11 protein-coding genes are annotated in these 12,288 nt (G+C 28.1%); 4 read left to right on the top strand and 7 right to left on the bottom strand.

Going from position 1 to position 12,288, the window contains the following annotated elements; translation table 11 throughout:
* Positions 1 to 33 precede the first annotated feature (33 nt).
* Entirely contained in the window at positions 34 to 1,698 is a 1,665-nt protein-coding gene (locus NSA58_RS08535; protein ID WP_039679614.1) for a glutamine--tRNA ligase/YqeY domain fusion protein, read from the top strand.
* 67 nt (positions 1,699 to 1,765) lie between these two features.
* Here NSA58_RS08535 and NSA58_RS08530 read toward each other — a convergent pair whose 3' ends face one another.
* The 4 genes from NSA58_RS08530 to NSA58_RS08515 all read right to left on the bottom strand — a co-directional run bounded on the left by NSA58_RS08530 (position 1,766) and on the right by NSA58_RS08515 (position 6,888).
* A complete protein-coding gene (locus NSA58_RS08530; RefSeq protein ID WP_039679615.1) occupies positions 1,766 to 2,038 on the bottom strand; it encodes a metal-sensing transcriptional repressor in 273 nt (90 codons plus the stop codon).
* A gap of 109 nt (positions 2,039 to 2,147) precedes the next feature.
* Positions 2,148 to 3,335 (bottom strand): hypothetical protein, encoded by a 1,188-nt coding sequence (locus NSA58_RS08525; RefSeq protein ID WP_039679616.1) that lies wholly within the window; start codon positions 3,333 to 3,335, stop codon positions 2,148 to 2,150.
* Between the two features lie 141 nt (positions 3,336 to 3,476).
* Positions 3,477 to 5,159: an ABC transporter ATP-binding protein gene (locus NSA58_RS08520; RefSeq protein WP_074429755.1), complete on the bottom strand. Its 1,683-nt coding sequence runs from the start codon at positions 5,157 to 5,159 to the stop codon at positions 3,477 to 3,479.
* Positions 5,152 to 6,888 carry an ABC transporter ATP-binding protein gene (locus NSA58_RS08515; protein ID WP_039679618.1) on the bottom strand — a complete coding sequence of 579 codons (1,737 nt, stop codon included), beginning with the start codon at positions 6,886 to 6,888 and terminating at the stop codon, positions 5,152 to 5,154. Before NSA58_RS08515 ends, NSA58_RS08520 begins: the two co-directional genes overlap by 8 nt.
* Positions 6,889 to 7,060: 172 nt before the next feature.
* On the opposite strand from NSA58_RS08515, the gene NSA58_RS08510 reads away from it, so the two are divergent.
* Positions 7,061 to 7,444, top strand: coding sequence for a desulfoferrodoxin family protein (locus tag NSA58_RS08510; RefSeq protein ID WP_039679619.1), 384 nt, complete (start codon positions 7,061 to 7,063; stop codon positions 7,442 to 7,444).
* Positions 7,445 to 7,691: 247 nt separating this feature from the next.
* Here NSA58_RS08510 and NSA58_RS08505 read toward each other — a convergent pair whose 3' ends face one another.
* Genes NSA58_RS08505 through NSA58_RS08495 form a run of 3 tightly spaced genes read right to left on the bottom strand, consistent with a single transcriptional unit; the run spans position 7,692 to position 10,317 of the window.
* Positions 7,692 to 7,856: a hypothetical protein gene (locus tag NSA58_RS08505; protein WP_161791917.1), complete on the bottom strand. Its 165-nt coding sequence runs from the start codon at positions 7,854 to 7,856 to the stop codon at positions 7,692 to 7,694.
* 4 nt (positions 7,857 to 7,860) lie between these two features.
* Positions 7,861 to 9,813, bottom strand: coding sequence for a molybdopterin-dependent oxidoreductase (locus NSA58_RS08500; protein WP_039679620.1), 1,953 nt, complete (start codon positions 9,811 to 9,813; stop codon positions 7,861 to 7,863).
* Between the two features lie 15 nt (positions 9,814 to 9,828).
* The gene (locus NSA58_RS08495) at positions 9,829 to 10,317 is read right to left on the bottom strand and encodes a dihydrofolate reductase (RefSeq protein WP_074079594.1); all 489 of its coding nucleotides are present in this window, start codon (positions 10,315 to 10,317) and stop codon (positions 9,829 to 9,831) included.
* Between the two features lie 639 nt (positions 10,318 to 10,956).
* Here NSA58_RS08495 and NSA58_RS08490 point away from each other — a divergent pair.
* Both NSA58_RS08490 and NSA58_RS08485 read left to right on the top strand, forming a co-directional pair.
* Positions 10,957 to 11,289, top strand: coding sequence for a PadR family transcriptional regulator (locus NSA58_RS08490; RefSeq protein ID WP_039678225.1), 333 nt, complete (start codon positions 10,957 to 10,959; stop codon positions 11,287 to 11,289).
* Positions 11,289 to 12,221: a permease prefix domain 1-containing protein gene (locus tag NSA58_RS08485; protein ID WP_074429754.1), complete on the top strand. Its 933-nt coding sequence runs from the start codon at positions 11,289 to 11,291 to the stop codon at positions 12,219 to 12,221. Before NSA58_RS08490 ends, NSA58_RS08485 begins: the two co-directional genes overlap by 1 nt.
* Positions 12,222 to 12,288 lie beyond the last annotated feature (67 nt).

The following is a 12,288-nucleotide window of genomic DNA, read 5'->3' as shown; positions in this document are numbered from 1 at the left end:
ATAGTTAATAAAATGAATAGAGAGGTATAAAATATGTCAAACGAAACAATTTCAAATAATTTTATAAAGAATATTATAGTTGACGATTTAAAAACTGGAAAACATGATCACATAATTACCCGTTTTCCACCAGAACCAAATGGATACTTACATATAGGACATGCTAAGAGTATTTGTTTAAACTTTGGCTTAGCAAAGGAGTTCAGCGGAACAGTTAATATGAGATTTGATGATACAAATCCACTAAAAGAAGATGATGAATATGTTAATTCAATTAAAGAAGATGTTCAGTGGTTAGGATTTAACTGGAATAATTTATATTTTGCATCTGATTACTTTGATGAAATGTATAACAGAGCTGTTATTTTAATAAAAAAAGGTAAAGCATATGTAGATGATTTATCTGCAGATGAAATAAGAGAAAATCGTGGTACTTTAACAGAACCAGGAGTTGAAAGTCCATATAGAAATAGATCTATAGAAGAAAACTTAGACTTATTTGAAAGAATGAAAAATGGTGAATTTGCAAATGGAGAAAAAGTTTTAAGAGCTAAGATAGATATGTCTTCTCCTAATATAAACTTTAGAGACCCTGTTATATACAGAATTTCTCATGCCTCTCATCACAACACTGGAGATAAATGGTGCATATATCCAATGTACTCATTTGCTCATCCACTAGAAGATGCTATAGAAGGAATAACTCATTCTATCTGTACTTTAGAGTTTGAAGATCAAAGACCTTTATACGATTGGGTTGTTAGAGAATGTGAAATGGAAAATGTTCCAAGACAAATAGAGTTTGCTAGACTTAACTTAACAAACACTGTAATGAGTAAAAGAAAATTAAAATTACTAGTTGATGAAGGGATAGCTGATGGATGGGATGACCCTCGTCTTCCTACTATATCAGGTGTTAGAAGAAGAGGATATACTCCAGAATGTATACGTAACTTCTGCGCTGAGATAGGTGTATCAAAAGCTGACTCTAAAGTTGACAGCCAATTATTTGATCATTTCTTAAGAGAAGATTTACAACCAAAAGCACAACTTGCTATGGGTGTACTTAATCCTCTTAAGTTAGTTATAACAAACTATCCTGAAAATCAAAGTGAAATGATAGAACTTGAAAATATAGCTAAAAACGAAGAAGCTGGTACAAGAGAAGTTCCATTTAGTAGAGAACTTTACATAGAAAGAGACGACTTTATGGAAGAACCAATACCAAAATACAGAAGATTCTTCCCAGGAAATGAAGTTAGATTAAAAGGTGCATACTTTGTTAAATGTACTGATGTTATAAAAGATGAAAATGGTAATGTAGTAGAAATCCATGGTACTTATGATCCAGAAACTAAATCAGGTTCAGGATTTACTGGACGTAAGGTTAAAGGTACAGTTCATTGGGTAGATGCTAAAACTGCTGTTCCTGCACAATTTAGATTATTTGAGCCATTAATATTAGATGATGCTCCAGAAAATGAAGGTAAGCACTTCTTAGATCAAATAAATCCAAATTCACTTACAATATTAGAAGGATTCGTAGAGCCTGCAGCAATAAAAGATGCTAAACCTCTAGATAAATTCCAATTTGTTAGAAATGGATTCTTCTCAGTAGATACTAAGTATACTACTGACGAAAAACTTGTATTTAATAGAATAGTTCCTCTTAAGAGTTCTTTCAAACCTGGAAAATAATTAATAAAAAAACTGACACCTAACGGTTGTCAGTTTTTTTATATTATTGTAAATATCTAAATTATTTTTACATTCTTGAGAAGTATTCAATAGCTTTTGCAAAATCTTCTATGGTTTTATCAGCATCTCCATGTTCTATCCCCTCTTTTACACAGTGATGCAAATGACCTTCTAATACTATTTGACCGACTTTATGAAGTGCAGATTTGGCTGCATTAATTTGCATAATTATATCTTCACAAGGCACATCTTCATCTACCATTCTATCTATAGCATTTAACTGACCTATTATTTTCTTCATTCTTCTGTGTATATTATCTGAGTCCATACATTGCTTCATAAGTTATCCTCCTAATTGTTTTTCATTCATATATGATTTTATCAATTTGTATTATAGTCATTATATTACCACATGTTAAATATTTCTAGATGATTTTTGTGAAAATTTATCAACTTCTTGCATCATAATTAATTTCACAGGTTAAATCATTTATATCTAAATTATCAAATATATTGTACTCATTGGAGAAGAAAGATAGCAATACTCTCACTTTTTCCTTTGGCTTTAAACCTTTACCTATATCAACTTTATTAAAAACTTTATTGCCTACTATTCTATTTTTGTCATCTTTTAATATTACTTTTAAATTACTTAAAGATTTTAACTCATAACTTTTCAAATTAAGTAAGTATGCATCCACATATAAGATGTTAGCTTCTTCATCCATTGATTTTATCATTAAGTTCAAATCATCATTTTTAATTTCAGTATTGTTTTTAGTTTTGCTTTTTGAGGAATAAGCTTTTATAAATTTACTGCCTTCAAGTATTTTTATTCTGTCCTTGGATTTATTTTCCCTTTTATTTCTTAATTTATAAACTTCTTCATGAGGATAAGAAAGTAATCCTTCGTATATAATATTTAACTTATTATCTCTTAAATCAAGTAATGTTTCTATTGTTCCGAGGATATCCATCCTGTTAATCCCTACAATTCTTTGGTAAATAAGTAATTCATAGTAATCATTAAAAGCTTGTTTTATGGGATAAATTCCACTTGGATTATCTATTATTGGACTTAAGTTTAATCTTAATTTTTTATTTTCATCGTACATCATTCCCAAATACTCTTTGGATCTTGTAGATAAATCAATTAAATATTTTTTCTTACCACAAGTAACTGAAGTTCTATAATTATTTTTAAATTTAGCAGAGCATGAATTATTTTTTCTATATGTTTCAAGGTTAAAAATTTCAATTAAGTTTTCATTTTCGTATTTGTAAATTACGCCTATTTCATAGTTAATTATATTCTTATTTTCACTTGTGCTATTTAGATTTTTATTTTCATTTATAATATTATTACAAGGGTTTTTATATTCTCCTCTAATCATTATATTTTCCAATCTGTCACCAGTAAAATCACCTACAAATAGTTGCATATTATATCCACTGTATGGAACATCTATGGTAAGAGGTAAATCATTTTCTCTATTTATAACAAGTTGCAAGCTATTTGCATAATTACTTTTTTCATCAGGAAATTCCCCAACTAATATAACTTTATCTTCTGTATATTTATTAGTTATGCTGCCATATGCTGCATCAATTATTAATTTTTTATTGCTAGATATCATAAAAAATCCTCCCCCAATTATTTAACCCTAATATATTATTTATTTATCATGGATTGTCCTTATTACTAATACTATCTCATGTTAAAAAATTATAATATTTAGATTTTAATGGATAAGGATTTTTAATATACTTTAAATTTATTATTCCATTGCTATACTTTTGTTTTCCAATTTTATTATTCTATCACAAGTTAAAATAGATGATAATCTATGTGATATGGAAAGTAGTGTTCTTTCACTGGAAGCACTTTTAAGCACAGATATTATCTTTTCTTCTGTTTCCGAATCTAAATTTGCTGTAATCTCATCTAGTAACATAATTGGTGGAGATGTTACTATTGCCCTTGCGATAGACAGTAGTTGCATCTGTCCTTGTGAAAAAAGATGAGGAGATGCAAAGGTGTCGTAACCTTTTTCAAGAGTTATTATATAATCATGAAGTCCTACAAATTTCATGGCATTTTCTATATCTTCTTTGCTTATATTTTCATCTTTTAAACTAATTTGCTCTGCCACACTTCCTTTTATAAAGGAAAATGACTGCTCCACATATCCAAATATTTTACGTTTTTCATGATTAGGTATTTCACTGACTTTCACATTACTTAAAGTAACACTTCCACTACTTGGCTCCAAAAGTCCAAGAATTAATTTAAAAAGTGTTGTCTTTCCAGCTCCTGTTCTTCCTGCAAAAGTTACACTTTCTTTATGTTTTATATTAAGTGATATATTTTCTAATATGTGTTCTCCTTTTATATAAGAAAAATCCACATTCTTAAGTTCTATATTTAAGTTATCATTTACAATTTTCTCATAAGTTAAATTATGGTCTTTCTCAGTTTCTTCTTCTTCATTTAGAAATTCGTCTATTCTATAAATCCCTGCTATGGATTGTTGAATATTTTGAAGTTCCATTCCTAAATTTTCTATAGGTGAAAAAATATTGTTAATTAATTCTATTGCTGCAGCTACAGAACCTATGGAAAGACCTAGAAAAGATAGTTGATCACTAGACAAAATTACTACTAGTGCTACAACTACAGCTCTTAGTATTAATATTATGGGTGAAAAAATTGAGTCGTAGAAGTTTATTTTATTCATAGCTTCATAACTTTCATCAAGATAATTCACATATCTTTCTTCCATATATTCTTCTTTTGCAAAAGATTTAATCATTTGGATATTATTTATACTTTCTGGTATATGATTGTTCACCTTGGCTGTTAAAACACGATAAAGTCTTTGTGCTTTTAACATTTTTCTCTGAAAAGCTCTAGTTAAAAAATATACTACAGGTATGATAAATAAAACTAAAATACCAAGTTTATAACTAAATAACCATATGGAAATTACTATTCCCACAATTTTAAATGTATCTACAATCATACTTACTATACCATTTGTAAACAAAGACCCTACAGCTTCCACATCGTTGGAAAAACGAGATACTATGGAACCACTTTCATTTGTAGCTAGATATCCTATGGGTATTCTTGTAAGCTTAATCATCATTTCTTCTTTTATTTTTCTAATGATTTTCTGACCAAATACAGTGATGATTCCTTCTTTTCCAAAATTAAAAATACCAAGAAATACTATTGTACTAAAGTAAAGTAGGGCAGGCAATAATAAGCTCTTTCCTTTTACAATTAAATAATCATCTATTATATATTTTAGAACTTGAGGTGTTGCCAAACTAAAGCTTATTGATCCAATTATTACGAAAAGAAGTAAACATGTAAGTGATTTATGGTTTTTGAAAACATTTATTATTAATTTAACTACTTTGCTATTAATTTTTATAAACTTATTTTTATTATTCATCTTTATCACCTTCTTTTCTTTGTTGTAAAGAGTAAAGCTGATTGTATAATTTTGAGTTAGTTAGTAATTCATAATGACTTCCATACTCCAAGCTCTTATCTTCATTTATTAATATGATTTGATTTAAATACTTAAAAATTGAAAGTCTATGAGATATTAGCAAAATCAAGGAGTCTGTATAGTATTTTCTTAGATTTTCTATTATAATTTTTTCCGTATTCATATCCACAGCAGAGAAAGGATCATCTAGAATTAGTATTTTGTTTTTGTGATATAGTGTCCTTGCTAGAGCAATTCTGGCCTGTTGACCACCGCTTAGTCTTACTCCCCCATTTCCAACTAAAGTATGAATTCCTTTTTCCATGAATTTTAAATCTTCATTAAAACAAACCATATTAAGAACATGAGATATATCCCCTTCATCTCCTAGAGTTATGTTGTTGTAGATAGTGTCTGAAATTAAATTAGGATTGTGACCTAAGTAAGATATGATTTTACTTCTTTCATATTCACTATAATCTCTAAGTTCTTTATTATCTATTTTTAAACTTCCTTCATAGTTATAATTTCCTAAAAAGATTTTTCCTAAAGTTGATTTGCCACAGCCTATGGGTCCTGTTATACCTATGATATGATTTTCTTTTCCAGAAAAATTAAGATTTTTTATTATATAGTCATGATTATATTTAAAATATAAATTTTTAGCTTCTATTATTGTTTTTTTATCTATTTCACCTAAACTTTTATCAATTTGGCTGTATTCATTTAAGTAGGGTTTTATTCTATTCCAAGATACCGCTGATTTTTGAATTGTATTAAAAAGCCTAGCAATCCTACTAGCCTTCACTGCCATAATAGCAAATATTGAAATATAAGCAGAAAACTCACCTATGGTAAATGTTCCTGTATAGACCTTTTCACCAAGCATTATTATGACAAAGACAATTCCACCCATGGCAATAACATTGTAAATTGGCTGCATGGCATTTTCCCATACATTTGCCACAACTGCTTTCTTCTCAAAGTCAGAAAGTTCCTTGTCATAAATTATTCTATTATCAGCTTCTCTACCATAAAGTCTGTATAAAATTGCATTGTCTATCCTATCATAAGTTATATCTGATACCCTAGACACTTGACTTCTATAAGCTTTTGTAAATTTAAAGATAATTTTTTTTAGTTTTTCTGCAATAAAAATAGCCACAGGTATGAATACACAAGCATACAAGGTTATCTTCACATCATAGCGTAAAAGTGTTATTAAATATGATATAAAAAGAACTCCTGTGTCAAAAACTTCTGTGGTAGACTTTCTCATACCTTCCACACATACGTCCACATCTGAGATCGCCTTTGTCATAAGACTTCCCATATTCTCTTCACTTAGCTCTTTTTCTTCTTTATGTAAAATATTGTTATAAAGCATAAACCTCATGGTAGCCGTAGTTCTATTGGCAAATTGTCTAACATAGTACCTTTTAATATATCTGAAAAATTGCACCATAAAAATTACAAATATAAAAGTTAGTGCTAATTTTATTAAGTTGTAGAAACTTACTTTTCCAATTAAAGCATCTATTAATTTTCCTTGATAAATAGGTCTAGCTACCATTCCCACATTGTACAAAATCCCAAATATGGTTAGTAGTATTACTGTTTTCTTTTCCTTTATCCAATAATTTTTTATTTTATCAGGATTTTTTATGGATTCAATTGCACTTTTTTTCATATTTATCCCCCTGTAAATTTTATGTTCATAATATGATTTTAGCATAATATTATTCAAAATCTCAGATTCAATCTTTAATAATAAAAAGCCATATGTTTTCTTATACCCTTTAGAGAATAATTTGAAATTTAAAACTCATAATAATGATATAACGTAAAATGGAGGTGTTCTTATGTTTAAAAGTAAATTTTTAGTATGTGACGATGATAAAAATATAGTAGAAGTGTTATCCAACACAGGAGAAGAAATAAAATGTGGTGATAAACCTATGCATGAACTAGTGGCTAACTCCACAAATGCAGCACAAGAAAAACATGTTCCTCAGGTAAGTGTAGAAGGAAATACTGTGAAAGTAGATGTGGGAAGTGTGGCTCATCCTATGGAAGAAGCACATAGTATCACGTGGGTTCATATAGTTACAAATCAAGGTATACAACGTAAGTACTTACAGTCAAATACTGATCCTGTTGTGGAGTTTGCATTATGTAATGATGAAAAACTACAAGAAGTATATGCTTATTGCAATCTTCATGGATTGTGGATGAGTAAAGCATAAAATTCGCTTCACCTGAGCAACGTGTCGGCGAAACACTTCGTATTGCCAAAATTGAGAAGCATATCGTCAACGATATATCCTCGTTACAACTTTAAGCCACTGTGTGGGCGTTATGAAATTTCAGTCAACTACGTTTCTCAAAAATGTCCAAGGCTGTTTTATTTTTATACAACCTTGGACATTTTAATAATCTTATTTATCCATATTATTTTCTATAAAAATATTTTTATCTTTTTAGAGCATTAATTTACACATTATTTTTATACAATAAAGATTCAACTAATTTGGCAACATTTTTAACGTGATCTAAATTGTGATGTGACAATCCTTTATCTAAATATTCAAATTCAGATATTTTATTGTATACATCTATTATTGTTTTATCATTCATTATTTTTTCAAATCTATCCATATTTCTATTCCTTTTGCTCACCTTTTGATGTCTGTTTATATAATTTCACAAAAGTTTCGTTATAAGTCACTTGACCACCTATATCTGATATACCTGATTTTATTATCCAATTAGGATTACCGTGTTTCTTCCACCAACCAGCATACATCATAACCACATCATCACAAATACTATCGTCAATTTCCAAAGAAACTTCTATTTTTCCTTCCTCTGATTCCATATTTATTAAATCATCTTCAAAAAGATTGTATTTATCTGCCATCTCTCTATTAATATAAGCTTTTGCTTTATTTTTATCGTCCATATAATGCTGACTAAACAAAGATTCTTTTCCATGATTTGTTAATAATCTAAAGTTATATTCTTTATTAGTTTCACTTATATTCAAGGCATTTTTATCAATAAATATTTCAAATTTTCCTGACTCTGTTTTAAACTGCTTATTCTCCCAAGGTATATTTTCATGAATAGTAAAGTAGTTTTTAGCAAGGTAATCTAAACTTATCTCTTTATTTATATATCTAAGTGGTTCTATGACTTTTTCCAAATATTCCTTTTTATCCACATAAGGATAGTTAGCAAGATTTAATTTTCTAGCTAATTCCCTAAAGAAATAGTACTCATCCATAAGTTGATTTTCTGGTTCTACTGCTTTCTCAATATAAGTTAAGTAAGGATTAGTCATAGAACTATATAGTAAATCTTCACTTTCAAAAACACTTGTCACAGGAATAAATAAATCACAAGCCTCTGCTGTATCAGTTAAAAATAAATCAAAACACACTTTAAATTCAATTTTATCCATGGCTTTTCGCAACTTTTTTAGCTGTGGCAATTGATTTAACATATTACTTTTTGTTATTACTGCCATTTTCACATTATTTTCTTCTATAAAATCACTTATTTTACTAACATAAAAGAATTCATCATTTGCATGTTTAAAACTTTCATAAGGATCTATATTTAACACATCTGGATAAAGCCTATTGGCATAATTTACTCCTCCTCCACTATAACCGATTTGACCAGTTATAGCGCCTAAAGTGTTTATATTACCAATTGTACTTCCTCCATGAGCATATTTTTGCATACCATAGCCTTGCAAAATAGTTGAATAAGGTTCTGTGTATTTTTTCACAAGTAAATCTAAATTTTTCATCGAAATGCCTGCCATATTACACAACTTTCTTAAATTCAATTTATTTAAATAAGCTTGATATTCATCGAAATTTTTCACATATTTATTTATAAAATCTTCATTATGTAGATTTAGTTCAATTATCCTTTTGCCCATAGCTAAAGCCAAGGCATTATCTCCACCTGGTTTTATTTGAATATAAAAATCACTTTGCTTTGCTGTAGCAGTGTATATAGGATCAATAACAATAACATAAGCACCAGCTGTCTTAGCTTTTTTAATTATATTCATAGTATGTATAGTTGTGTTAGCTGGATTTTTCCCCCATACTATAATAGTTTTACTATTTAGCATATCTGATAGTGAATGACTTTTTACATCGCCAAAATTTATTTTTTGAGCCTCTATACCTGCACTCCAACAAGGACCACCCTTTTGTTTACAACTTCCTCCAAAGAAGTTGAAAAATATCTCACCAATACTTTTTAGTAAACTTCCGCTACCATATTGTTCATAATACATTAATGATTTTGACCCATAGTTTTCTTTATAATAGCTTAACTTCCCAGCCATAATATCTAACGCTTCTTCAAAACTTATCTCTGCCCACCTATTATTAATTTTCAACAGTGGTTTATAGCGTCTATTTAAATGATTATGTCTTTTTAAATGACTTAATCCTTTTTTACAAATAACCCCCTTAGTATAGGGATGTAACTTATCTCCTTCTATTTTTGCAATATTATTATCTTCAGTATATACATTAAATTTACACGCATCAAAACAATCTAATGTACAACCCCCACTTAGAACTTTCATCTAATCCCCCTCATTTTATTTCGAAATATTTTCATATACATATACAATTGCCTCTTTATTTAGTACTTTTTTATCTACAATTTGAAACTTTTCTTCATCTATTTTAGGGAAAAATGTGTCTGCATCTTCTACAGTTTTATAAATTCTCGTTATATATATTTTATCAGCCAAATTCTTTTCTAAAATTTGTCTATATATTTCTTCTCCGCCAATAATAAAGATTTCTTCCTTTGAAAATTTAATTTCTTCTAATACTTCCTCCAAAGAATGCTTAATCTCCACTTGCTGATTTTCCACATTGTATCCCTTATCTCTACTTAGAACAATATGTTTTCTAAAGGGTAGCACTCCAGGCAAAGATTCAAATGTTTTTCTCCCCATGACTATGGTTTTATTTATGGTTGTATTTTTGAAAAAAAGTAAATCTTCTTTTATATGAAATAACATTTTGTTATCTTTTCCTATTGCGTTATTTTCAGTAGCTGCAACTATTAATGATATCATTTACGACACTCCTTTTGTTGTTTTAAATACAGTATATCAAAATAATAAAAAATGTGGTGAATAATTATTTATTTGTCATACAATATAAAAATTCTCAGTATATATCTTCTATACATGATTTTATTTCAAATTCTTGACTTAAATCAACAGTTATTCCTAATGTTGAGTCATAAGGATATCCTGAAATTTCTTTACAAGTACCAAGGTCAGAGTCATATACAGTTAATATATCTGGTCCTGTTATTCCTTCAAATTTAGCATATTCAAGTCATTTTTGATGATTTCACAATAAAAATATCTTTTATAATATTTCCACTATGTTTATATATTTTATTCTCATTTTCTATAATTAAATTTGTTACTACATTTTTATTACAATAAATATTATACGTTGAATATAATTTGATACTTATGTTTAACTTATCATCCTTATAAAAAACATTTTCAATTTGTGGAGAAATTAATGGTCTTTCTAGTAAATCCAGCCTCCTTCCTCCTTTTAAACTCTTAATTCATAATATAATAAGATAAAATTTTAGTACCATTTTGTATAAATATGATATTCAAATTTAAAATATATCACTTGACTTTACGGAAAAAGTAAACTATTATCATTTTTATAATACATAGGAATCCGAGGTGTTAATTTTGAATAAAGAACTTATTAAAGGTAGTACAGTAACATTAATTTTAAATGCATTAAAAAAAGAACCCATGTATGGATATGGAATGATTAAAGAAATCGAGAACAAATCTGGCGGAGTATTCCTCTTTAAGGAAGGAACTCTATACCCTATTTTACATGATTTGGAAAAAAACAAATTTATCGAATCCTTTTGGAGCAGTGAAAATGGTAGACGTAGAAAATACTACAAAGTCACAAAGAAAGGTCTTGCTGAATTAAGTAAACGAGAAAATGAATGGAATGTTTTTAGCAAAACAATGAATCTCGTATTGGGGGAACAATACTAATGAGTACAAAAAATAATACTATTGAAAACTTTCTACAATCTGCATGTAGGTTTATTTCCACAGAAGAAAAAGCGAAGGATTTGCAAGATGAACTTAGAGACCATATTTATAGTTACATTGAAGAATATAGTAAAGATGGTATGAGCACTGATACTGCTACAACTATGGCTCTAAAGCAAATTGGTGATCCTGATATTTTAAGTAAATCTTTTAGAGATAAAATTTATAAACATAGTAAATCATTTAGAATTGTTTCAATTATATTACTTACATTAATATTTATTTTTAATGATTTTGTTTATTTCTCTATTAATAATTACATAACTTTAGAAGGTTTTCTTTCAATAATACTTACAATAATAATTTTTGCACAATGTGTTAGCGATGTTGTAGAACTTATAAGAATAGTAAAAAAGGATAATGAATTATCTAAAGAAGAACCTCTTTTTTATATTCAGTCTTATAAACAATCTATTTGGGATGAAAAAGCATTAAAATATGTTCAAATATTTTACTTACTTATCTGTCTTGTACTTTTTATTTCTCTTATAAATAAATTTAGTAATATAAAATCAATGGAAGTCTTCTCTTCTTCATTGATGACAATAAACAGCTTAAGTTTTGTTTTACTTCTGGTTATGAATACATCTTTATTTAATCCTAAGAGAAAAAATGCAATTACATATAATGAAGGTATTCTTATGTTTAATTCATTTGTACCATACAGTAGTATTAGTGGATATATGTGGACTAAGGAAGTTATTAAAGGAAAGCCTTGTTATAGTCTTGAATTTGCAACTAAAAAAACATCCTTCTTAGTAAAATCACCTTTAATTTCTGCTGATAGAGCTCCTATTAAAGTCAGCTCATCTCAAGTGAGTTTGCTAAATGAACTGTTTAAAAGTAATAATATACATGAGATTAAAGGTTAATAATTTTCTAAATATATGTCTTATTTAGTTTGCAAAAGCTTATATACTCAACTTCTTAGATAGTATA

The sequence above is a fragment of the Terrisporobacter muris genome (genome assembly GCF_024621905.1).
GTDB lineage: Bacteria > Bacillota > Clostridia > Peptostreptococcales > Peptostreptococcaceae > Terrisporobacter > Terrisporobacter muris.
Note: the sequence above shows the minus strand (reverse complement) of the source record. Positions and strands in the feature narration are given on the sequence as shown.

Coding starts and splice junctions, on each gene's coding strand:
- NSA58_RS08535 (WP_039679614.1), top strand. CDS start 34: ATGTCAAACGAAACAATTTCAAATAATTTTATAAAGAATATTATAGTT.
- NSA58_RS08530 (WP_039679615.1), bottom strand. CDS start 2,038: ATGAAGCAATGTATGGACTCAGATAATATACACAGAAGAATGAAGAAA.
- NSA58_RS08525 (WP_039679616.1), bottom strand. CDS start 3,335: ATGATATCTAGCAATAAAAAATTAATAATTGATGCAGCATATGGCAGC.
- NSA58_RS08520 (WP_074429755.1), bottom strand. CDS start 5,159: ATGAATAATAAAAATAAGTTTATAAAAATTAATAGCAAAGTAGTTAAA.
- NSA58_RS08515 (WP_039679618.1), bottom strand. CDS start 6,888: ATGAAAAAAAGTGCAATTGAATCCATAAAAAATCCTGATAAAATAAAA.
- NSA58_RS08510 (WP_039679619.1), top strand. CDS start 7,061: ATGTTTAAAAGTAAATTTTTAGTATGTGACGATGATAAAAATATAGTA.
- NSA58_RS08505 (WP_161791917.1), bottom strand. CDS start 7,856: ATGGATAGATTTGAAAAAATAATGAATGATAAAACAATAATAGATGTA.
- NSA58_RS08500 (WP_039679620.1), bottom strand. CDS start 9,813: ATGAAAGTTCTAAGTGGGGGTTGTACATTAGATTGTTTTGATGCGTGT.
- NSA58_RS08495 (WP_074079594.1), bottom strand. CDS start 10,317: ATGATATCATTAATAGTTGCAGCTACTGAAAATAACGCAATAGGAAAA.
- NSA58_RS08485 (WP_074429754.1), top strand. CDS start 11,289: ATGAGTACAAAAAATAATACTATTGAAAACTTTCTACAATCTGCATGT.